The following is a 23,421-nucleotide window of genomic DNA, read 5'->3' on the forward strand; positions in this document are numbered from 1 at the left end:
GTCACCCTCTAATTTGTATCCTCATTTTTGATCAGCTGTTTTTTCAATTCTTCTAATTCTAAATCCACCTGATTTTTACCTGACAATTCAGAGATTTCTTGATCTAAAGATTGACTTACCACCTGCAAATCTTCACTGGCCCCAGCTTCTGCTTCAAACTGAATCACTTTTTCTTCCATCCTCTTAAAGTCATTTTTGGCATTTCCTTGATTAATTGAAGTTAATGCATGATTTATGGATGCTCTAGCCTTTGCGACGTTTTGCCTTGCCTTTAGGGAATCGAGCTTTATTTCCATTTCTCGATACTCATCTTTCATAATCTTTAACTTAGCTTTTAGATCAGTTGCATGCTGTAAAGTAGTATCGTGCTGCTCTACTAATTCATTCATCTCATTCATTATTTTTGTTTTATCTTCCAATGCACGTTTCGCTAAGTCTTCTCTATTGTTTGTTAATGCTTCAATAGCCTGTTCTTTCCTTTTAGTAATAATCTCGTTTAAATCGCTTAGTTTTTTAGACAAAAGCTTTTCATTGGCAATTACTTTTGCAGTGGCTTTTTCTGCTTCCTTAATTTCTACGCTCATTTGTCGTAGGTATTCATGAAGCATGTGAATCGGATTTTCAGCCTTGTCAATTAAGGAATGTAATTCTGCATTGACAACGGTTTTTACTCGTTTGAATAATTCAAACATACTGGAGCCCTCCTAATTTATTTCTTTATTTTTTGTGAATACCTACTCTACGTTACAATATTGGAAAAGTTTCACATTATATTGTCGTTTTTTGGTAGTAATGTATTTTAGTTCCTTATACTTACTCCGGTAAATATCATTAGAATAAATAAAAAAGTGGACTGCTTTTTAAAAACAGTCCACTTCAAAAATTACTTATCTAATTTAAAAGTTACTTCCCCGACTCCCAAATCTGTATTTACGGTGATAATCACGTCAGCATCCTCGTAGGCTTCATTAACATAAACTCCATCACCTTTGGAAATAAAGTCGACGATATTCGTTGAACCAATCCCTTTTTTTGAAGTAATTTTTACGCCAACCTCTGATGGTAATACTATAGTGGTTTTACCCACTCCCGCTTTTATATTCGTTTCGAAGCTATCTTCCCAATCTCCCCCCAAATCAACAGTTAGATTACCTACACCAGCATCAATATCTAGATCTTTAAGTTCAATACCCTTCAAATCCAGCTTTGTACTTGCTGCACCTACATTGACATCAAGACTCATCGGAATATCTTCAGAAAGCATTAAGTTCCATTCATTTTCTATATTTCCTATTTTCATATTCTTGAATTTTTGCTTGGATTGTTCAATAACGACCTTTCCTTTTTTACCATCAAGGTCATAGGAAACCTTAGGCTCAAAGTTCTTAATGTTAGATCTAATACTGCCCTCTACCCATTCATTTGCTCCATTTGTAACCATCATTTCCCCTACTCCTAAATTCAGCTCAACTTCTAATTCCTTTGCCTTATCCTTATTTACAGAGATGTTTTCTTCCTTTACTTTCCCTGTAACCACTGAATTACAACCTGTAGTAAATAGTAACAATGCACCAATGACCAATCCTATATTAATTGATTTCTTCATTATTCATTCCTCCATTTAATCATTTCTTATATTTCCATCATAAGGAAAAATGGAATGGAGAATAACGACCCTAAGCTATAATTTTCTATAAGACCTAAGGCTTACGTAAGCATAAATCCTTTTTTTCTCATGTGATAAGCAAGAAATCACAAACAAGTTACCGAATAATATTGTCATCAATAAAAGGAGAATATTGGAATGAAGTGTAGACATGAGGTTTTGTTTAAGCAATTAGAAAAGGATTTAAAAAAGCTTATAAAATAATTAGATAAAATGGAGCTTAGTGTGAACTCCTTTTTGTTCTGCTTATTAACGAAAAATAAATACGGATGTACAATAGAAAAATCATATTATATCACTATAAATATACGTTTTTGTAACCAACATGGATGGTAAAGGATTAATTGCAAAAACCATAACATTAGACTTTTCAAAGAAGCTTCAATTAATTACAACATAAAAGGAACAAAAATATATTGCAAACCTTAAGTCCTTCATTAAAAATATTACATTTCTGAAAGCCCTTTTATTTTTTTCAAGGCAATATTAACAAATTCTAATGAACTTTGATAATATTTTTCGCCTTCAGGCAATTGAGAGAAGTCTCCTATTTCAACTGTGAGTAGCGTAAATTGGGATTCTGTGGATAAATTGTAAGTATAGCCAATATCATATGAGGAAGGAGGTAGATCCCATTTAAGTGAGTAAAGGGAAAGATACAGCAATTTATTTGGTTCAAAAGATTTAACAGTAAGCATTGAATACCCTGCCCATTCTAATACACTACCAAGAGATAAGCTATCAGCTGTAAAACCTTCAGGAATATCATCCCACTGTCGAATGAATTCTGATTTGGTCAGAACCTCCCAAACTTTTGATGCTGGTGCCATGATATTAATACCTGATTTCACTGTTAAATGCTCGTTCATAATATACCCCCAGTAATTTTCCTTATAATGTTCTTTGTTTTTGATATTTCAAGTAAGGATTAGTTCTATAATTTGTATCAAGTTTCCTTCTTGACTATTTTGTTCCTTCATTATTATTTATTTGTTAAAAAATAACTACTTCTGAAACCTTTATCAAATTGAACACGTACTTATTAGTACTATCATAAAAAAGGTGTGATAATCCTAATGCTAGATCTTACATTAAATGAAAGAATCGAACTTTATAAAGACATCTATTCCCAACTTTATTCTTCATTAAAATGGAAAGCGGATAAACGATTTCTTATGTTAATTTCTGCTATGTATGTAACAACCTCAAAAGAGTTTAACTTAAAGAGATTCGTAGAGGTTGCTGACTATGTAAAGGACGAAGTAGGAATGTTTTCATACTTAAAATCCGCTCAACGATTTACTACAGCTGCTGCTTTGGATACTTCTACAGAAGAAATTCATACTAGTTTTAATTATCTACTAAAAATATACGAAGCACTTATAGAAAAAGGCTTCAGTAGAACCCCTTTTTCATATATTGCAGCTAGTACTCTTTTAAAAGTGGACGATAATCGGATGGATGACTATATACAAAAAACCATAGACATTTACAAAGGAATGAAGGATCACCACTTTTTCCTAACAAACTCAGGGGATTATCCATTAGCTGCAATCCTTTCCATGCGAGAAAAAAGTGCAGATGAATTAGTGAATAACGTTGAGGACTATTACAGGATCCTGAACCAAAAAGGGTTATATAAAGGCAATGACCTCCAATTTTTAAGCCATGTTTTGGCATTGAATGAAGAACAAATGGCTGATAAAAAAGCAGAGCAGTTCTTTACCTTGAAAACTCTTTTAGAGAGAGCAAAAATTAAGACTAAAATGATGTATTATCCTTATATAGGTATGCTTACTTTTTTAGAAAAACCTGAAAGTGAAATAGATGAACTAGTTACTATTTATACTGAATTAAATAATGATAGGCTCTTTAAATGGAATAAGGATGTTAATTTTATGTTAAGTGTAATGCTCTTCATGAGTCATAAAACGACTATTGGCGATGCTACAAGAGCTGGCTTAAATGTAACTATTGAAACCTTGATTCAAGCACAGCAAGCTGCCATGACTGCAAGTATTACAGCTGCGACTGCAGCTGATTCCAGCAGCTCCGGAAGTGATGGTTAATAAATTAGGCCGCTCTCATACATCAGAGAACGGCCTTTTTATTACTTATTTTCCAAAATATCTTTGATTTTCTTTAAATCTTTTTGATTTGCTCTTTTCATCATCGCTGACATGAACGGTGTCATTATTTTAGAGAACCCAGTAGGAATTCCCTTATTTCTTAAAGTCATTTTCGTTACATTTTCGTCAATGGCTTCCCAAGTGTATGTTGTCTCCATTGGAAAAGGACCATCTGCAGTTCTCATGACGAGAATTTCCCCTGGTTTATATTCTTTTATCTCATACACATAGGCTAGTTCTCGTCCTAAAAATTGGGCTTTGAATGCTATTAACGATCCAATGTTTAAAGGCTTTTGTGTTTTCCACTCAGCCGACTTTATATTTACATACCATTCAGGAGCATGATCTGGGTCTGCTGCATACTCAGAAACCGTAGTGAGTGGGCAGCGAATACTTATTTCTGTAGATACATCCACCATAACCTAATACCTCACAGTCTTTGATTCTTTCAATTCATAAAAACAACTAAAAACAGTTACAATACGTATGTTGCGACTGTTTTTGTGATGAATTTTGATTATGAACGTAGTCCAATCTTATAATGTGTCTCAGACAACTATCCGACCAAATTCTCTTCACTCATGGACTTTAGCATTTCGATTTGATCTTGAATTGCATGTTGCCACATTTTTGCCTCCACTACAGATGGATCTTCATGTTTAACAGTAAAACCAATATTGAAAGTTAATTCTTTTTATTTTTGTTCTATATAATTTTTAAGTAAAGTTCCAAGAAGATACTTCCATCCTTCGGTATGGCTTTGTTCCCAATCTTCTTGAATGATACCTGAAGCAGTATGGGACAACTGAAGCAATGTCCCGCCATCCTTTTCAACTAGTCGGTACGTATATGCGCTGTTTACAGCTCCTTGCATCCCAAGGTGACCCATCATTCTAATCTCCTCAGGCGCATTCACATAATAAACATTACCCCAAACGGCCCCTTCATTTCCACCCCATCTTTCAATGAATTGACCTCCAGGTACTGGGTCAAAGGTAAAATGAGATGATACTCCTTTAGGAGCTATCCGAAATTCCCACCAATCTCCTGCTTGTTCTGTTAACGCTTTAAATATTTGTTCGCGTGGTCCATTGATGAAAACCTCTTGTTCAATACGAAAAACTTTGCTTTGTTCTTGCTCAGTTGTTGTCATATCAAGATCTCCTCCTTTTTGTTCAACTACCGATCGTAGGTTTAATAGTGAATTAGCAGTTGATTCCATATATTTACCTACCCAACGGTTATTCATTTCTTGGAGAGGGAGTGCGTTCAAGAAATTCCGTCTATATTTCCCTTCACGTCTCACCACTACCAAATTTCCTTCTTCCAAAATCGACAAATGCTTCATAATGGCATACCTTGTGACTTCAGGAAAGTATTCGTTTAGCTCACCCGTTGTTTTAGGTGAATGTTTAAGAATATCCAATATCCCTCGACGAATTGGATGGCCTAAAGCTTTGAATAACGTAGAAAGTTCGTCCTCCATTACAACGATCCTTTCGTATGGTTCTTATTACATGTTACCGTTTGGTCACATGTAACGTGTGACCTTATAGTAACATGTTTAATTATGTCGGTCAAATATACATTGTATATAGGGAAACTCAATATTTGATTCATTTATTAAATAAGGATTAAAGTCATCGTGTATACCTTTTCCTAAATTACCTCATTAATTAAAATCATAACCCTATTACTTTAATCAAATCGCAATACCAGATTTGGGAAGATATGTAGGTAAATAAACGAAGAGACGCCATTTTTTCGATGTCTTCTTTTACATTTTTTTCTTTTTATTTAGCCACCTTTCATCCATAATTAAAGAGTAAGAGGTCCATGAAAATTTAAACAGTTGGAGTTAAGAGAATGAAACTATTTAATTGGAAATTAGCTTCCCTAATGCTAACTGGAATCGGCATCTCTACGCTAGGTGATTTTATTTACCTGATTGCGATCAATTTGCTCGTTTATCAAATGACCCATTCAGCTGCAGCTGTCGCAGGTCTTTGGATTGTGGGACCGATTATTTCTGTGCTAACCAATTCATGGAGTGGCGGGTTTATTGACCGATCAAATAAGAAAAAAATCATGATCACGACTGATATCATTCGCACAATCCTAGTGGCATTGATACCTTTCATGACTAATGTTTGGGGTATTTATTCTTTATTGTGTCTGATCAGTGTAGCTAAATCGTTCTTTTCCCCTGCTTCTACAACCTATATTGCAACACTAGTACCTGTAGAAAAGCGAAAAAAATACAATTCCATAAGTGGTTTGGTTACTTCAGGTGCTTTTATAGTTGGTCCTGCCATTGCTGGAGGCTTATTTTTGATGGGATCAATTGAATTCGCGATATTTGCAAACGCCGCATCTTTTCTTATTTCAGCCATGATCATTTTGTTATTGCCAAATGTTAATCCGGAAAGTCATGAGAATTCTAATAAATCTAGATATGCTACACTGAAAGATGACTGGAAGGAAGTCATATCCTTCGGTAGAAAAGAATATTTTGTCATGGCTGTCTATTCTTGTTTTTTAACATTTGGATTATTTTCACTAGCGATGGATTCCCAGGAGGTAGTTTTTGTACAACAAGTGGTTGGATTGACTGAAGCTGATTATAGCTTTTTAGTGAGTATTACCGGAGTCGGGTTCGCAGTCGGTGCTTTCATCACGGCTTTCTTATCTAAGCATTTAAGCTTAAGGACATTAATGGGACTGGGGATGCTCTTAGTATCTATCGGTTATCTCATTTATTCACTATCAAACTCGTTCCTAACCATTGTTGTAGGATTTACCATCCTTGGCCTGTTTAATGCATTTATGAATACAGGATTTAGTACGTTTTATCAAAATAATATCCCCCTTCACTTGATGGGTAGGGTATCAAGTGTTGTCAGTGTTGCTCAAAGTGGTTTGCAAATCTTCCTTTTGCTATTGGTTGGTTTTTTAGGTGACGTCTTTCCCTTAAGATATACAATCGTTCTATTGGCAGCTTTGAATGTGTTATTTTCTTTATTTGTGCTTTATCTTGTTGCTAGGCCTGGAAAACAGATCTGTTTTTCTGAAACAACCAAAGAATCTATAACTGGGTAATGGCATTACATTTAAAGGGAAGATGAGTTTAATAAATAAATTATAGTATTGGGGGAAAGAAAATGAGTGGAATTGCAAAAACTCCTAAGCCACCTTATTATGCTGTTATATTTGCATCACAACGTACTGAAGGTGACAAAGGATACGGGGTAATGGCAGAGAAAATGGTAGAGCTAGCCTCTAAACAAAATGGTTTCTTAGGTATTGAAAGTGCTCGTGATCAAGAATTGGGAATTACGGTTTCATATTGGGACTCATTAGAATCTATTAAAAATTGGAAGGAAAATTCAGTTCATAGGGTGGCTCAAGAAAAAGGAAAAACCGAATGGTATAAAAATTTCTCCCTTAGAGTTTGCAAAGTGGAGAGAGATAACTTTTTTACAATGTAATTCAAAATTAACTAATCCGTTTAAGCTATAAGCCATAAAAAATGGGAACTTCTATTTTTAGAAGTTCCCTACTACTATCCTTCGCAAAGATCAGTTTCTTTTATTCCCGACTTTGCCTTCTATATTCCCAACTTGTCGATTTCACTGCCTAATGATTAAAAATCTACCCCAACACATTAATGAATTCGCGCATATAATCTGGCAAATCAGGTGGTCTTCGACTAGATACAATATTTCCGTCAACTACGACTGGTTCATCAAGCCAAGTAGCTCCCGCATTGGTCATATCATCTTTTATGCCTGGAGTACTAGTCACTTTTTTACCTGAAAGGATTTTAGCGGAAATCAATACCCAACCTGCATGACAGATTTGACCTATTGGTTTTTGTTGATCATTCATAGTACGAACCATGCTTAAAACGTCATCAAAACGTCTTAATAAATCCGGGGACCAGCCACCAGGAACCAAAATCGCATCATAATCATCTGGATTGATGTCTGAAAAAGCATAATCAGAAAATATAGGAACACCATATTTACCTATGTATTTTTCTCCCGCCTTTTCTCCGACGATATGAACGATTGCCCCTTCTTCTTTTAAGCGTAAAACTGGATACCATAACTCTAAGTCCTCAAAATCATTGCTGACAAGCTGTATTATCCTTTTTGATTGGAGTCTCACTTTAGTTACCTCCTATGATTCATTAGTTCTTTGATGCAAGTATATCCTAAACGGATTGTTTCTCCAATTCTGGATGACGATGCATTGAAACATATAGGATAATTCCAGCTAGTAGTAATAACATACTTGTTAAAATAAAAACAGCAGAAAATCCAAAATAGGCTGAAATCATACCACCCATCATCGGTCCGATGACATTACCTAAAAATCGAAGGCTCGTGTTATAGCCTAATACCTCCCCTTGCATCGCAATAGGAGCTTCTTGTCGGATATAAGCAACCCTTACTGGAATGATACCTCCAATTGCAATTCCAAGAGCAAAGCGAATCACCACCAACTGCCATATATTTGTGACAAATGCACCCGGTAGATAAATGATTGTAGAGAGAAAAAGAAGGAGTACTAGAATTTTTATGTACCCTATCCGATCTCCTATTTTCCCCCAATACCTTGACATCATCAGATTTCCAAGACCTGCAGCAGAAAAAGCAACTCCAGAGTAAAAGGCTATATTAGTACTTCCATGCAAGTCCGCAACATATAAGGACAATATAGGTTGAATACTGAAATGGGCAATTTGGACAATGGAAGAAATGATTAAAACGGTTAATAAAACTGGATTTTTAATTATGTGAGATAAAACTTCCTTGCTAGAATACTTCGTTTTTGTCCCCTTTTTTATCCCAATTCTGAATTCTTTAGTAGCCATTACGAGTATAGCTGATATAAATATTAAAATTGACGTGGATTTAAAAGTCGTAGCGTACCCCAATGAATCAGCAAGTACCCCACCGATTAGCGGTCCGAATAAAGAACCAGTAATACTTCCTGTTTGAAGAGTTCCTAATACTCGACCAGCAATTTCTTTTGGTGTTTGTGTTGAAATAAAGGCTTGGGACATGGATATAAATCCTGTGAAAACCCCCATAAACAGTCTTAATATGAACAATTGCCACACGTTATGGACGTACCCCATTAAGAATATCGAGATCCCCATCCCGATACCGCAAAAGATAAGAATGTTCTTCCTTCCAATTCGATCTCCAATCCTACCCCATAATGGTGAAAATAAAAAGGCTGAAACAAAGGTAATTGCAAATGTCCACCCTGACCATTGCTTGATATACTCCTCAGAAAAATCCCCGAACGTCCCGATATATAGGGATATAAACGGGAGTACCATGGTCATACTTCCACCAATAAAGAAATTTGAAAACCACATGATGATTAAGTTACGTTTAGCTACCCTTGTTTGATCCATTCCATTAAGCATCTTCTTTCTAAAAAGTATTTCGTATACCTAAATATTATAATATCGAAATTTTCAAGAAAAATGAATGCTTTTTATTAGATTCTTGAAATATAAACTGTTTATTTTCTCAATTTCAGAGTTTTGACCATAGATAATTAAAGCTAAAAATAAAGTGGATAACGAATGTTTATTAAAAAAGCTAACCGGATTTATCCGATTAGCTTAAGATTATGCTTCAATCTTTTCCATTCTTGCCTGTACTTCCTCTTCCGTTAATCCATGTTGCTCGATATAACGGTTTCTAGAATGAACGCGGCATTCATGAGAACAGCTTCGCAAATAGCGGTGCTCATTTTCTTCAGAGCTAAGAATTTTCTTGTTACATTCTGGGTTCGCACAGTTTACATAGCGCTCACAAGGTTCGCCTGAAAAATAATCTTTCCCTACGACAACATGTTCTACTCTATTAACAGGAACGCTTATTCTTTCATCGAACACATAGCATAGACCATCCCAAAGCTTACCTTGAACCTCAGGGTCTTTACCGTATGTCACGATACCACCATGTAATTGTGACACGTCAGAAAAACCTTCTTTTAATAACCAGCCTGAGAATTTTTCACAACGGACTCCACCTGTGCAATACGTTAAGATTTTTTTACCTTCGAATTGCTCTTTGTTTTCACGAATCCATTCAGGAAGCTCTTTAAAAGTGTTTATATCCGGTTTAATGGCGCCTTTGAAATGACCCAAATCGTACTCATAATCATTTCTAGCATCAATTATGACCGTATTTTCATCCTGCATCTTCTCATAAAATTCTTTTGGACTTAGATGATTCCCTGTCAACTCCCTTGGATCTACGTCATCCTCTAAACGAAGGGTAACCAGCTCTGGGCGAAGTCTAACTTTCATTTTTTTAAATGCATGTTCATTTTCATCATCGATCTTGTACACCATATCTTTAAAGCGAGGATCCTGTCTCATCGCTTCTATATATTTTTCTGTTTGCTCAATAGTACCTGAAACAGTTCCGTTGATTCCTTCAGAAGCAATAAGAACTCGTCCTTTCAGACCAAGATCATTACAAAAAGCTAAATGTTCTTTTACAAACTCTTCAGGATTCTCTATATCAACATAATGATAATATAATAAAACTCTATATGAATTGGTTTCCAAAACGTTATTCCACCTTAATTAAAATAGTTTGTAATGTGTATATTAATTTATGGCTCTTATCGCATAGATTGGTTTTAGACTATAAGTTTGCCTGTTGCTTTCTGCTCCAGGCACTTGCTTTCCGCGGGGAGGGTGGGAGCCTCCTCGGCGTTACCGCCTGTGGGGTCTCCCACTTCCCTCTTCTTCCCGCAGGAGTCAAGTGCCCTCCGCTACAAGCAACTCAGATAATTAAAATTGAATTACATTAAAAAAGCAACAAACTTTACGAAAACAGCCTAATTTATACAACATATAATTTTAACAAGAAATAAGTAAAAGGTCGAGTAATTTGGCCTATAAATAATTTACGAATCAGGGTTACCAGATTGATATGATCAACTTGTAATGACAATAAATATTTTCCTTCATGGACATCGGTCACAAAATCTCCGAATTTCCAATATAGAAGTAAACACTGTGAATATCTCTAATTATCCCCTGTTTTTTGGCAGCAATAGCGACATTTTCAACTTCATGTAACTCTTCTAATTTCGTATTCTGGTAAATCGATACTGGATGATGAGTAAATAATTCAGAATAATTTGCAAAATAATGCTTTGGTATGTATTAAGATAAATGGTACAATATGTTAGTAATTGGTTTTACAATAAATACATAGGAGTGAAAAAAATGTCAGTTGATGTTTATTTGAATTTTAATGGGAATTGCCGCGAAGCTGTGGAATTTTACGCGGAGGTTTTTGGTACAGAAAAACCACATATTATGACATTCGGAGAAAATCCTCCTAACCCTGAATACCCACTTCCAGAGGAAGCAAAAAATTTAGTTATGCACACTAGATTAAACATTGATGGAAGCAATGTAATGTTTTCAGATACTTTTCCTGGAATGCCTTTTATTGAAGGAAATAACGTTACACTTGCATTAATCAGCAAGGACATAGAATTCCTCACTTCTGTTTTTAATCAATTAAAAGAAGGCGGAAAAATAGGCATGGAGCTTCAAGAAACTTTCTGGAGCAAGCTTTATGGACAAGTTACGGATAAATTTGGCATTCATTGGCAAATTAATTTTGATAATGGTGAAACCTTCTAACCCACTTCAGAATAAGGGATATGGATTAAAATCCATATCCTTTTTTATTTCCCTAGTTATTGATTTTTAAAAAGTAATATCGGAAATCTTCATCTAGCTTAAATCCTTGATTTTCCCAAAAAGACCACGCGCTTTTGTTTACATGCTCTACGGAAAGCTCTATGCCTTTTGACTTTGTCAATAAGGAAAATTCCTTCACTATACCAAAAAGTTGCTTCCCTATCCCTCTATTACGAAATTCTTCAGAGATAAAGAAGTCATTAAGTAACCAAACACGCTGCAAGGATAAGGAAGAAAATATCGGATATAGCTGGGCAAATCCAATAATATTACTTCTGTTCTCTACTATAAAAATCACTGATTCCAAGTGTTCGAATTTCTCAAATAGAAATTTTTCTACTTCTATAGGATTTCTTTTTTGTTTAAAATAGGCACGATATGAATCAAAGATGGATACTATTTTAGGTACGTCTTGAATGGTAGCTTGTCTAATGTTTATTTCGAGATTCAAGCTCAACACCTTCCTATAAACAAAATTTATTACCCTTAATTTTCTTTGCTTCCTTTGTCAGGTCTAGGTCCCAACGTTCTTCAACTATTGTTCTTCCAGCCCATTGGTCATCATTTATTTTTTCTTCTGTTAAAGTAAAATGATATTTTTGATAAAGGTAGCGCGCGGTTTCTAAAATGCTCACAGTCCATAAGAAAACACTTTTATAGTTCTGTTCTTTGCAGAAATTGATAGCCGTTTCCATGAGTCTTTTTCCAATACCCATTCCTTGGTACCGTTCATCTAAGACAAACCACCTCAGCTGAGCTAATGTATCATTAGATTTTGTTATGGCAATCGAACCTACAACCTCACCATTCACCTCCGCAACCCAAAGTCCTCCTCCTTCTGTATTAATCATAAATTCTGCTAAACCTTTAACCACGTAATATTCGAACATGCTTCCAAACTGATAAGTTTTTTTATATAAACTTCCATGAAGATATGCCACCAAACCTATGTCACCTGCGATCGAATAGTGATTTGGGATGCTTTATCTCTCGTGAAAATAGATTCAATGGTTTCCATACTACCTGTCAGTTTTCTCAATTCACTATTGGACATGGATTGAATCATTTTTCCAACTTCCCTATTAGCATTGTCAACCAATCTTATTAATATTTCTTTACCATGGTCAGTAAGAAACAGCAAAAAAAGACGTTTATCTTCAGAGGATTGTTTTTTATAAATGATTTTTTCGTCCTCGAATTTTTGTAATATCCTGCTCATATATCCGCGGTCAATGCCTAGATTTTCCCTGATTTCAGTTGCAGTACACCCATTTCTAATGTTGATTTCTGTTATAACCCGAGCTTCTGTTAATGGAAAAGGTTGATTGTAGATTTCCTGATCGATTTTCCCTAGAACATTTGCATAATATCGATTGAATTTACGGATTTTTTCAACATATTGATTTGATTCCATTTCCAGTCTCCTTAATATTTTGAAAATTTAAACTAACCATAGAATAAATTTATTAGTTGCTTCAGTCAACTAAATGGAAGGGTAACCTGAAAATAATGGACCGATTTTTATTATTAAAATCCTATCAATCGTAATATAAATAAGAAAATAAATAATAAAATGAGGTGTAAATTCATGTTATTTAGAATTTTTCATAAATCAAATCGTTTAACTAAAGTTGCTATTATAATAGGTTCTATTGTGGTACTAATCGGAGGAATCGTTATATGGGTTCGTTAGGTTTGACTCTATAATTTTTTATCAAGTCCCGCTAATATGTATAAAAGTCAAAACAATAAGTTAATTTATGTTTATTATTGATTAATTACTCTACTCTTCCCTTAAAGTAAAAGCTTGATTTTCTATATTCATACATTTCTTAATTTCCATTCTCAAGGTATTTCTCGGGATAATAAACATTATTGTTTTTCCATTCATTAAAGAGAATATAATGGTTCCGTTATCATTAAATCCTGTATGAAATGTTCTCTTTTTACTTAAAATGATTTCACTAATTTCAGAGTTTTCAAGAGAGAAATTAGGTCGTTTATTGAGTAGTTGGGATACTTCATTATTCTTTATCATTTGGTCATAATCATTTTCTATTTTTGTTTGTTTCTTTTCCATTTTCTTAAACCAATACAAAAATATTAATTCTAAGATCTCTGGAAGTTGTTTTTCATAAGCAAATCGATTATGAAATTGTCCACCCACTTTTATGAAATAGACATATAAATCAGTTATATAAACTTTATCGAAGATGTCTGTTTTTGCTATTCTTGGTTTAATCAGATAAAAGCTAGTATCCATATACATTCTTCACCTTTTCAAAATTATTACTTTTATCTTCCCCTTTCTTCATCGATCAATGTTTTCTTTAAGGAATATTTTTTGTAAATATACATAACTGAAAATAAGGTAGGAATTAGAAAAACTTTACTTAAAAAAGAAAGGATATGGATTTTTCTATAAAGAAAAGATCCATATCCTTTACTTGTTTTTCTATTCAACAGAATCTGCAATGATTCCAGGTAATGAAATTTCATAATTTGCTTGTGATGTGTAAGAATACTTACCATAAACTGTTCCATAAATAGTTACTATGTCATCTTCTACGAAATCAGTCAATCCAGTATATTCAACGAAAATAATATCGGAAATTGAATATCCATAAGAATCCTTTGTAACTGCAAGTCGAATTTGAGTAAGGTTGTCACCTTCCATAATTTGAACGATTTGACCAGTATACTTTACATACTCATCTTTATATCTATCAGGATTTTTTTCTAATTGAGCATATGGAATGGTTTTTGCATTAGCCTTCTTAGCTGCAGCTTCTTTTGCTGCTTTCTCAGCTGCTGCCTTACGTTCCTGTTCTTCCTTTGCTTTTTGCTCTGCTTCTGCTTTTGCTAAAGCTTCTTTTTCATATGCATCCACTTCAGCCATAGAAGTGAACTCTTTCACACCAAGGACTGTCAACCCATCAGTCAAGGCAACAAACAATCCATCTTTTGCTTGAAGTACTGTGCCTACATTTCCATTTCCAATGGAAATGCTTTTTGGAACTTCAACACTTAAATTTTTCTTTGCTTTCTGATATTCGTCAAAAGCCATTCCTGTCGTTATAGCTTGTCTAACTTTTTCTAAATTATCTAACTCTTTCTTTTTCTCTTTTTGTTCTTGTTTTGGTTCAGATTTCTCCTCGTTGGCATTTGTATCCTCCGAATTTGAAACGACACTCACTAAAAACACCACAAAACAAGCAATGGAAATCAAGATATTTCTCTTTCCTTTACCATTTTTCTTAAACAATGCTACAGCAGTCATAACAAGAAAAACGATAAATCCTAGGAATGCTAAAAAAGCTAACATAACTTACCCCCTGTAAATATAAAAAAATCAGAAACTAATTAATGGGTAGATATATATTTTTAATCACCCTGTTAATTTTGCTCCGTCTCGCCTTTATTACTATAATTATTTTGCTCATACTTGTATACTGGGAATAAATACCAATAAAAAAGAGTCTAGCATCGTGGCTAAGACTCTTTTTTATTGCTTATTTTGACTTGCTTTAATCTCTAAACTCTTTTGCTATTTCAAGGAATTGCTTGCTCATTATTGGCTGACTGTACTCCTCTACCATCTTATTGGCGCGATCCTGTATTGCTCCTGCTAATTTGAGCCTGTATTCACTCTCAACACCCGGATTATGGGAGACTTCTAGCACACCTGCATCTTTTAAATTATCTAAAGCTCTTCTAATTGTAGTCACAGCCATTTTGGTCTTCTTATGTAGGTCTGATAGAGATGTATTAATCATTCCTGTTTCACTATCAGACATTCCTATCATTAAAATCAAGATCTTACATGCTTTAGCATCTAATTCTTGGCCTAACATAAAAAACAGAGCTTTTCTTTCATCAGTTATTCCTATCCTCATGGGTAAAGCTCCTCCCCAATATTAACTGTCAAATAAACATTCTTATTTCAATCATTGTATAAGAGGAAGTGTAGGAATGCAATATAAGTACATTTTTGATTTCCATTCTACCTTTCTTTTTAATTTACCCTGTTGATTCCCGCTCCAATCAATATATTGCCAGTACATCAATCAGCTTTAACTTAGCAATAAAATAAAAAGGTTTATCTGAAAAATCAACACATCTCGTATCTTCATTTTCAATATTGTTTTTGGAATCTACAAGGTTGTCTTTTTCCTTTAATCGTTCGGTAACACCAATAGGTACTCGTCATAGAATATATGGTGGAATTCACCATAAAGAGAGGAGGATTTCTTTTTGTATTATCATCCTTATCCATATAATCCATATGTATCCCCGGCCTACTATTATCCGTCATCAAATCTGGTACCCCCTAACTTTGTACCAGTTCATTATAATTCGTATTATCAACATGGGCATGAAATCAGAACTCCAGAAATGTATCCACCAATTGATACACAGGAGTTGCATAAATCCGCACAAATATTTCAAAAATTGATTAGACAAACGGATTTAATCGTCAAGAAGATTATTAGTTCGGATAAGTTCGCACGTGACCTCATGGAATCAGCACAAAAATCAGACCAAAAGAAAGTAGATCAGTTGATTTTATCAACCGGTATAACAATCAAGCACAAAGTTACATTTAGTCCTGATGGAATAAATATTAAATTGCATAATGGAGATAATGATGGTGATTGTTGTACACTGGTTATCGCATTACGTTGGTAACGAAAAAATCCTAACCTTACCTGGTTAGGATTTGCATGTTTACGGAATATATTGTTCCGTAATGGATATAATCTTCCCATCTTCTATCACTAAATGAAACGGGATATTTTGATAACGTTCCCTTGAATTGTTCCATTCCTTTAAGAATTCATCAAATGAAATTTCCTGGTCCCAGTTAACTTCATTAGTTTTTTCAATTTGGAAGGTTTGCATGAGCACAGAAGTATTGGAATCAAATGAAAGATCCTGTATTTCATCATTGGTATTCCGGATGTAATATCCATCTGGCACGACACATTTTCCGTCTTCTTCATAACAATCTCCATCTTTTTCCGCTTCAAGATTAGCTTGTTCGCCTTCATACCATTCGATTTCATCAACTTCTGCGTAGGTACCATCTTCATTTGAAATAATATTTATAAATGCAGTTTTCTCTTCAACAATGCTGTCCTTGCCTGTAGCGGTTGCAACTAAAGTGACTGGAATAATTAATAGAGTAATAAGAAATGGTAACAAGGCTTTTTTCATTTGTGAAGCCTCCTAAATAAATAATAATTGCTACTAATATAGACGTTTTGGAAGTGTAATTGGTTTCATAAATTATAGGGATTTTATTCGATTATTTTACTATTGTTGAATCACTACCCTATTTGATAGTATATTAAACAATTTTTTGAGATTGAGAGGCTTTTTGTAAGATGGTCCCAAAAATCTCCCGTAGTCTTAACATATGCTGAAGAAAAGGTAATACAAATGAAAGTTTAGCTCATTTCTAGGAATCTCACTATTTGATATTGGTAGAACGTTTTCTCTAATTGAATAAATCTAAATTAGCCATTTCCCCCCTCTTTCATACAGGAATTGATCTATGTTTATTTTGCATTAATGTGGAATCTATAGATTAAATTGTACTATCAAAATGAAGGAATATCCTGCCATATTTATCAACAAATTTCCTGTTTTTTCGAACTTGAATTGTAAAAACTTTATCGAAATTCAAAATATGCGTGAACTATATTCATGAATCATCTACACTCTTTTACTCCAAGGCACTTCATATTCGTCCCTACTTGACTAAAAATTTCCTTAATTAATGGGAATTTGATAGGACACTACATTTAAAAATACAAAAAGGCAAATTCAGTCCATGAATCCGCCCTTCTACGATTTGACAATTACTATCAAACTTCGCGTAGTATCATTTTTTGCTTGTCCATACGTTAAATGGAACGCTCTGCATTTATATAGCCAGCCCCATACGTGTTCCGGTTCAATTCTGTTCCCGGATTCACTCCCCATGGATCAGCTCCACTCATTAGTCCTTCTTTAACAACATCTGGCAGCATACGTGGATTGGCTTCAAGGATTAATGCAACAACTCCAGCACAAATTGGTGTAGCCATCGAGGTTCCCGACAAAACAAAATAATTAGTATCTACTCTATTACTTTTTTGAAACTTGTCCAAATAGGAATTCGGTGAGCGTAATGAGATGATATTAACCCCAGGAGCAACGATATCTGGCTTGTCTACTCCGTAAATGGTCTTTCCTCTGCTTGAAAAATTTGCAATTACATCGTCTGTTCTAGGTTCTATGGTATTTTTATCATCCATCGCTCCAACAGTTATAACTTTATCGCTAATTCCTGGACTAGCAATGGTTCCACTATCATCGCCTTCGTTACCTGCAGCCACACACACTACGATTCCACTATCCCATGCGGCTTCAACAATACTTACCATCGGATCGCAATTTTCACATGGTTGCTGATTTTCATCATAATATAATTGTGCCCCAGATCCTAAAGACATCGATATTACATGAATTTTTTCTTCATAAAGTTTGCCGCTATTATAATCAATGCACCATTGAACTCCATCCATAACAGTTGATAGCGAACCTGACCCCATTTTATCTAAAACCTTTACACCGATCACATTGGCGTTAGGTGCTGGTGCAACATACTTTCTATCTGATAAGGATCCGTTTCCAACAGCATCTCCTGCACAATGAGTCCCGTGTCCATTGTCATCATACGCTTGCTCTCTATTGTTAATAAAATCTTTAAACCCTTTTATTCTACCTTCCAAGTCTTGATGTGGATGGATACCTGTATCTATTACTGCAATGGTAATCCCTATTCCAGTTAAAGTGGTACCGTTTTTTTCAAGATTAACTGCTTTTGCTGTTGGTGTCGCAACATTTAATAATGCTTTAACTTCTCTATCTAAGTGAATCCTCTTAATGTGAGGGCATGACACTAGTAAATTTTCGATGGCATTTGGAGTTAATTCCGCACTACAACACGAGACACTCCGATATTCATTCTTCAATTTACACATTACGTGTTTTCCAGCAATATTATACACACTATTCATCCCCAGAGAATGGCACTTACTATTTTTAAATTCCACCACCACATTAAACCGTTTCGTTAGCTTTACAAATCTCTCTAAGCTTTTATGCATAAAGCATGGGGTCCAACGGAACGGTTTATATACATTCATTAGTTGCTCTCGAAGCGGACGATCAAGTTTATTCGCATGCTGCCTAATCATTTGAATCATTGAAAATCCAAACACCTTTTTTCCCCCTTTCAAAAATATGAACTTCATTAGTAGAATATGAAGTTTTCATAAAAAGGAAAGGGTGTTTGTCCTTCAAAAAATGAATAATTACATAGAGTTAGTAGAAATCGTAGAAATCCGTTCATTGACTCTATTAAAATTCTTTTACATAAATGCTCTGTAAAACTAGACAGTTGATTGCAGCTCAAAAGGCACCAATCTACATAGTGCCGACACTTCAATCTCATTAATTCTTATATTATCAAAGGATTTTTCATCACACTGACTCTATAGAGAATTTCGGACATATGCTAAATTTCAATCTTCTTTAATGAGTGGAAACAAAAAAACCAACATTCATTAATCGAATGGTGGCCTTTTTAAAGCAATATCATTTTACTGATTTGAAGTTAACTGAGACTTAAGTTGTTGAACAACTTCTGGGGATGCAGGAGCCGCAGGCTTATAGTAGCCTTTTTGTACGGCATAGTTGTAAAGCGACCTTTGTCGAGCTTCATCTTGGTTTCTTAATTGGATTAAGGTTTGTCTAAGCTCAGTGTTGTTCGATTCGTTAATGTAGCCTGCATAGCCAGTTAGGCTTGCATTGAGTCCTGCTAAGTAATCATTGACCATATCTTTATCCTGTAACATTATGATTCCTCCTTAACCCAAAAATGTTAATAGCTGTTGTTGAGATTGCCTTGCTGATTGGGCATCTCTTTGTAGCATGGATTTTAATTCTGGATCTGTACATTGCTCTGCATAGGTCTCTAATTTTTTCACAATTGTGCCATGTCCACCTATAATATGACGCAGGTTTTCTACTTCCAATTCTGTTAATGAATGATTCATGACTGATTTCTCCTTTCGAACGAAATACAACCTTAATATTCCAAAATACTGTAAAATTATTCTTTTATGAGCACAAAAGTGTTAAAGTAAAAAAACAAAAAGCCCCATTCATTAATTAAATGGATTTAGATTTACCGGACCACTTGGATCCCATTTTTTTATCAATCACCTTGATTTTATTATCATTCACTCCCCATTAAATACCCTGCACTTTCGGATATTTTACCAGGCACTTTTTAAAATTTATCGTGCACTTTTTAACGAATTTGCGATTTTATCCATTTTTGTCCATCGTTATCAACCCAAAAATCCATTTATCCTTCAAATAATGATTTTATTGTTCACTTGAAATTTGCAAAACTGTTTCTTCAGGAACATAAAATCATTTAACCTGAAAAAAAAGAGAAGACCCTTCAGTCATTGGCCGAGGGGTCTTCTCACGATACTCTATGTGTAGTCATAGTCTTATTTATTATTGAAAGCTTCCTTTAATTGACCAATATCAAGTTTTTTCATTTGAAGAACTGCTTGCATGACTCTTAGGGATTTTGTTGAATCTGAATCATTCAACATCTCCATTAAGACTGTTGGGATGATTTGCCATGACACTCCAAATTGGTCTCTAAGCCAACCGCATTGTTCTATCACTCCATTTTCAGAAAGTCTTTCCCAGAGTACATCGACTTCTTCCTGCGTCTCGCAAGATACCGCAAACGATATGGCGGGTGAAAAAGTAAAGTGAGGTCCACCGTTTAACGCTGTGAATGATTGACCCTCTAATTCAAAAGCCACCGTCATTACATTACCAACTGGTCCGCGCCCACCTTCACTAAGACGAGTAATGTTTAACACTTTTGAATTATTAAATATGGAAGTATAGAAGTTCGCTGCTTCTTCAGCTTGATGATCGAACCATAGGCATGGAGTTATTTTTTGCAATGATATTGTCATTTTAGATAATCTTCCAATCGTAAAATTTTGTTATTTAGTTTCCCTTACATTATTGCAAGTATAATTTTGAATTAAACTGGTTTTTACAATATTTTAATATGCATTAAATATGTACATCAATAATTCTTGAATCATTTTCATCTACTATATAGTTAAAAAACCAGTATCATTCATTATAAAGCTGGATTCAGTCATAGACTAGCATTACTACACTATTTCTTTTAAATAGAACGTTTTCATTAGAACAAGTTTTGTTAATTTCTACATAAATAAAAAGAGGCAAACCATGAAAAAATCTAGGTTTGCCTCATTACATTAATATGGATCAGAAGGATGTCCCATTTCCTGAGCTTCTTTAACTGCTTCATCCATTTTTGCATCTCGATTATTGTTTGCCGCTTTTAGACCTTCCATAGCCCGATTTCCATACTCACTATCGCATTGTATAAGCATGTCGATGATGCGGTCTTGAATTTCTTTTCGACAACCGGATAGGGCACCAGTCAGGTTTGTTATCAATTCATCCCGTTTCCAATCGTTGAATCTTCTGAAGGTCTCACCCGCTTGACCAAAATTATTTTCACGGGAGATTTTTTCCCTTTTCACATTTCCTTCGACGTACGGTTCATGTTCTTTTCCTGGATTTTTTGCTTCCTTTAGTCCTCCAATAAGCGAAGGTTCATAGTTCACATGTGGATTTTGTTGTCTACCATAGTCAGTCCTATAATCCATTTGACCACCTTCTTGGTTAGTAGCAACATGAGTTTTAGGCTTGTTTATAGGTAATTGAAGATAATTGGTACCAACTCGATAACGCTGTGTATCTGAATATGAATAGGTTCTACCTAGAAGTAATTTATCATCCGAAAAATCCAACCCATCCACAAGGACACCAGTTCCAAAGGCTACTTGCTCTACTTCTGCAAAGTAATTTTCAGGATTTTTATTCAATACCATTTTTCCAACTTTATGCCACTTAAAATCTTCTTTATACCATAGCTTGGTTGGATCTAATGGATCAAAGTCTAATTCTGGATGCTCACCATCCTCCATGATTTGCACATAGAGCTCCCATTCTGGATAATTGCCCTTTTCGATCGCTTCGTATAAATCTTGGGTGGCATGATTGAAATTCGTTCCTTGAATTTTATCTGCTTCTTGTTGCGTAAGGTTTTTGATTCCTTGTATAGGCTCCCAGTGATATTTAACTAGAATGGCCTTACCTTCTTCGTTTACCCATTTGTAAGTATGTACACCTGACCCTTGCATTTGGCGATAGTTCGCTGGAATTCCCCAAGGTGAAAATAAAAAGGTAATCATGTGCATTGACTCTGGTGTTTGGCACAAAAAATCGAACATACGCTCCATATCAGATAAGTTTGTTACAGGGTCAGGCTTAAATGAATGTACCATATCAGGGAATTTCAAAGGATCACGAATAAAAAAGATTTTTAAATTATTTCCAACTAGGTCCCAGTTTCCTGCCTCGGTATAAAATTTCACCGCAAACCCTCTTGGATCACGCAAAGTTTCTGGCGAATGTGTCCCGTGAACCACTGTTGAAAAACGAACAAAAACAGGAGTATGCTTTCCGGTTTCTGTAAAGACTTTTGCTCGTGTATATTTTGAGATTGGTTCTCCGTTCACAGTTCCATACGATTCAAAATACCCATGTGCACCAGCTCCACGTGCATGAACAACCCGCTCAGGAATGCGTTCCCGATCAAAATGACTAATCTTTTCAAGGAAATCATAATTTTCTAATGTCATAGGCCCTCTATTTCCGACCGTTCTAACATTCTGATTATCTGTGACTGGATGACCTTGTTGATTGGTTAAAGTAAGATCCGATAGCTCTGAATTACCTTGATTCTCCTTCATTTATACCCTCCTTATTTATGACAATAAAATTATGCCCGTATAGGAATGGTATATTCCTGTAATATATTTAATTATTGGAAATAAAAACTATCCTATCCTACAAAAAAACCTCCTTCACTTATTAGTGAAGAAGATTTAGTAATACGTATTTAAGTTCCATATTAAATCCAATAATTTGATTAAAGCAGCGTATTGGACAACTCGAAATTCTTATTTATACTAATTCAAATTCATAACTTGCTGCTGAAACAAATAGTTTAAACCCAAATTGAGTAATCAATTTTTCAGCCACATGTTCCTTTGAATGTGTTCTCTTTTCGACTGTCAATTCATTCAGAGCTAATTTGCATAGTTGTGAAAATTCTACATCTGAAAATAATTTTTCATGATATAAATATTTACTATCGCTACTATAACTACCAATATCACTTTCAAAATTGTATTCCGTTTCAATCAACTTATAGATAAACACTATTGTCTCCTTTATATCCCTATTACTTGGATTTTTATTGCCTACTGTCTATGCTTCCAACTAGATAAATACCAGGAGGTATCTGAAACTACTATTATACACCCTTCCAATCTCCCGCATACTTCATTTTATATTTAACTTCTTCTTTTTCTTCAAATAAATCATATGTCACATCTTAAACAGCTGTAAAATCAACTAGAATCCTTTTCTCTGGATAGCTGATTGCCAAATTACACAGAAACTGCGCTGAGCTAGATCTCGCTGATTATCAAGGTCCATTAATTGAGATTCCAATTGGTCCCAAACGTCGTAAGCCTAATCTACCGTTTTTGTTGTAGTTTACATAATATTATTATAGATTTCATAATGAATCTTCTTATCTATTGAACTTATATTTTCGAAATAGGATTGGATGGAATTATCCATTTTTATCTCCTACTTTACCTTTTAGTTTTCAT

General features: G+C 34.7%; 26 protein-coding genes. 5 read left to right on the forward strand and 21 right to left on the reverse strand.

The genetic code is table 11. The features are described from left to right. Positions 1-8 precede the first annotated feature (8 nt). From G3O09_RS03285 to G3O09_RS03295, 3 genes are all read right to left on the reverse strand, one after another. Positions 9-692, reverse strand: coding sequence for a PspA/IM30 family protein (locus G3O09_RS03285; RefSeq protein WP_163100054.1), 684 nt, complete (start codon positions 690-692; stop codon positions 9-11). A 191-nt stretch (positions 693-883) separates the two neighbouring features. Then, positions 884-1,606, reverse strand: coding sequence for a toast rack family protein (locus G3O09_RS03290; protein ID WP_163100056.1), 723 nt, complete (start codon positions 1,604-1,606; stop codon positions 884-886). Positions 1,607-2,112: 506 nt separating this feature from the next. Then, a complete protein-coding gene (locus tag G3O09_RS03295) occupies positions 2,113-2,535 on the reverse strand; it encodes an SRPBCC domain-containing protein (RefSeq protein WP_163100057.1) in 423 nt (140 codons plus the stop codon). Positions 2,536-2,742: 207 nt separating this feature from the next. Here G3O09_RS03295 and G3O09_RS03300 point away from each other — a divergent pair, with 207 nt between their 5' ends. Beyond that, positions 2,743-3,735, forward strand: a complete 993-nt coding sequence (locus G3O09_RS03300; protein WP_163100059.1) for a DUF4003 family protein — start codon at positions 2,743-2,745, stop codon at positions 3,733-3,735. 41 nt (positions 3,736-3,776) lie between these two features. On the opposite strand, the gene G3O09_RS03305 is transcribed toward G3O09_RS03300, so the two are convergent. Beyond that, complete coding sequence (locus tag G3O09_RS03305) at positions 3,777-4,214, reverse strand: SRPBCC family protein (protein ID WP_163100061.1); 438 nt, start codon at positions 4,212-4,214, stop codon at positions 3,777-3,779. Positions 4,215-4,489: 275 nt separating this feature from the next. Beyond that, complete coding sequence (locus G3O09_RS03310; RefSeq protein WP_163100063.1) at positions 4,490-5,281, reverse strand: SRPBCC domain-containing protein; 792 nt, start codon at positions 5,279-5,281, stop codon at positions 4,490-4,492. Positions 5,282-5,661: 380 nt separating this feature from the next. Between G3O09_RS03310 and G3O09_RS03315 the strand changes: the two genes are divergently transcribed. Both G3O09_RS03315 and G3O09_RS03320 read left to right on the forward strand, forming a co-directional pair. Next, positions 5,662-6,894, forward strand: coding sequence for an MFS transporter (locus G3O09_RS03315; RefSeq protein WP_163100065.1), 1,233 nt, complete (start codon positions 5,662-5,664; stop codon positions 6,892-6,894). Positions 6,895-6,956: 62 nt separating this feature from the next. Next, positions 6,957-7,283: an antibiotic biosynthesis monooxygenase family protein gene (locus G3O09_RS03320; protein ID WP_163100066.1), complete on the forward strand. Its 327-nt coding sequence runs from the start codon at positions 6,957-6,959 to the stop codon at positions 7,281-7,283. A gap of 163 nt (positions 7,284-7,446) precedes the next feature. Here G3O09_RS03320 and G3O09_RS03325 read toward each other — a convergent pair whose 3' ends face one another. The 3 genes from G3O09_RS03325 to trhO form a co-directional block, all read right to left on the reverse strand. Further along, positions 7,447-7,965 (reverse strand): type 1 glutamine amidotransferase domain-containing protein, encoded by a 519-nt coding sequence (locus G3O09_RS03325; RefSeq protein WP_163100067.1) that lies wholly within the window; start codon positions 7,963-7,965, stop codon positions 7,447-7,449. Between the two features lie 46 nt (positions 7,966-8,011). Then, positions 8,012-9,226, reverse strand: a complete 1,215-nt coding sequence (locus tag G3O09_RS03330; RefSeq protein ID WP_163100068.1) for an MFS transporter — start codon at positions 9,224-9,226, stop codon at positions 8,012-8,014. Positions 9,227-9,445: 219 nt separating this feature from the next. Continuing rightward, positions 9,446-10,396, reverse strand: a complete 951-nt coding sequence (trhO, locus tag G3O09_RS03335) for an oxygen-dependent tRNA uridine(34) hydroxylase TrhO (RefSeq protein WP_163100069.1) — start codon at positions 10,394-10,396, stop codon at positions 9,446-9,448. Positions 10,397-11,065: 669 nt separating this feature from the next. Here trhO and G3O09_RS03340 point away from each other — a divergent pair. Next, entirely contained in the window at positions 11,066-11,491 is a 426-nt protein-coding gene (locus tag G3O09_RS03340; RefSeq protein WP_163100070.1) for a VOC family protein, read from the forward strand. A gap of 52 nt (positions 11,492-11,543) precedes the next feature. On the opposite strand, the gene G3O09_RS03345 is transcribed toward G3O09_RS03340, so the two are convergent. The 6 genes from G3O09_RS03345 to G3O09_RS03365 form a co-directional block, all read right to left on the reverse strand. Beyond that, the gene (locus tag G3O09_RS03345; RefSeq protein WP_163100071.1) at positions 11,544-12,002 is read right to left on the reverse strand and encodes a GNAT family N-acetyltransferase; all 459 of its coding nucleotides are present in this window, start codon (positions 12,000-12,002) and stop codon (positions 11,544-11,546) included. A 13-nt stretch (positions 12,003-12,015) separates the two neighbouring features. Next, entirely contained in the window at positions 12,016-12,492 is a 477-nt protein-coding gene (locus G3O09_RS22330; RefSeq protein WP_240338328.1) for a GNAT family N-acetyltransferase, read from the reverse strand. Between the two features lie 5 nt (positions 12,493-12,497). Then, positions 12,498-12,965 (reverse strand): MarR family winged helix-turn-helix transcriptional regulator, encoded by a 468-nt coding sequence (locus tag G3O09_RS22335; RefSeq protein WP_240338319.1) that lies wholly within the window; start codon positions 12,963-12,965, stop codon positions 12,498-12,500. 369 nt (positions 12,966-13,334) lie between these two features. Then, positions 13,335-13,814, reverse strand: a complete 480-nt coding sequence (locus G3O09_RS03355; RefSeq protein ID WP_163100072.1) for a hypothetical protein — start codon at positions 13,812-13,814, stop codon at positions 13,335-13,337. 192 nt (positions 13,815-14,006) lie between these two features. Next, entirely contained in the window at positions 14,007-14,876 is an 870-nt protein-coding gene (locus G3O09_RS03360; protein WP_163100073.1) for a hypothetical protein, read from the reverse strand. A gap of 202 nt (positions 14,877-15,078) precedes the next feature. Continuing rightward, on the reverse strand, positions 15,079-15,447 hold the full coding sequence (locus tag G3O09_RS03365) for a helix-turn-helix domain-containing protein (RefSeq protein WP_163100074.1): 369 nt from the start codon (positions 15,445-15,447) through the stop codon (positions 15,079-15,081). A gap of 358 nt (positions 15,448-15,805) precedes the next feature. Here G3O09_RS03365 and G3O09_RS03370 point away from each other — a divergent pair, with 358 nt between their 5' ends. Next, positions 15,806-16,240: a YuzC family spore coat inner layer protein gene (locus G3O09_RS03370; RefSeq protein ID WP_163100075.1), complete on the forward strand. Its 435-nt coding sequence runs from the start codon at positions 15,806-15,808 to the stop codon at positions 16,238-16,240. Positions 16,241-16,279: 39 nt separating this feature from the next. Here G3O09_RS03370 and G3O09_RS03375 read toward each other — a convergent pair whose 3' ends face one another. The 7 genes from G3O09_RS03375 to G3O09_RS03405 form a co-directional block, all read right to left on the reverse strand. Beyond that, complete coding sequence (locus G3O09_RS03375; protein WP_163100076.1) at positions 16,280-16,768, reverse strand: hypothetical protein; 489 nt, start codon at positions 16,766-16,768, stop codon at positions 16,280-16,282. 692 nt (positions 16,769-17,460) lie between these two features. Beyond that, entirely contained in the window at positions 17,461-18,822 is a 1,362-nt protein-coding gene (locus G3O09_RS03380) for a S8 family peptidase (protein WP_163100077.1), read from the reverse strand. Positions 18,823-19,203: 381 nt separating this feature from the next. Beyond that, on the reverse strand, positions 19,204-19,458 hold the full coding sequence (locus G3O09_RS03385; RefSeq protein ID WP_163100078.1) for a spore coat protein: 255 nt from the start codon (positions 19,456-19,458) through the stop codon (positions 19,204-19,206). A 12-nt stretch (positions 19,459-19,470) separates the two neighbouring features. Further along, positions 19,471-19,659 (reverse strand): DUF305 domain-containing protein, encoded by a 189-nt coding sequence (locus G3O09_RS03390; protein ID WP_163100079.1) that lies wholly within the window; start codon positions 19,657-19,659, stop codon positions 19,471-19,473. Between the two features lie 465 nt (positions 19,660-20,124). After that, positions 20,125-20,610 carry a VOC family protein gene (locus tag G3O09_RS03395; protein WP_205439597.1) on the reverse strand — a complete coding sequence of 162 codons (486 nt, stop codon included), beginning with the start codon at positions 20,608-20,610 and terminating at the stop codon, positions 20,125-20,127. Between the two features lie 315 nt (positions 20,611-20,925). Further along, entirely contained in the window at positions 20,926-22,491 is a 1,566-nt protein-coding gene (locus G3O09_RS03400; RefSeq protein WP_163100080.1) for a catalase, read from the reverse strand. Between the two features lie 214 nt (positions 22,492-22,705). Next, complete coding sequence (locus G3O09_RS03405) at positions 22,706-22,963, reverse strand: hypothetical protein (protein WP_163100081.1); 258 nt, start codon at positions 22,961-22,963, stop codon at positions 22,706-22,708. Between the last annotated feature and the right edge of the window lie 458 nt (positions 22,964-23,421).

This window comes from Peribacillus alkalitolerans (assembly GCF_010882125.1).
GTDB classification, from domain to species: Bacteria; Bacillota; Bacilli; order Bacillales; family DSM-1321; genus Bacillus_BN; species Bacillus_BN alkalitolerans.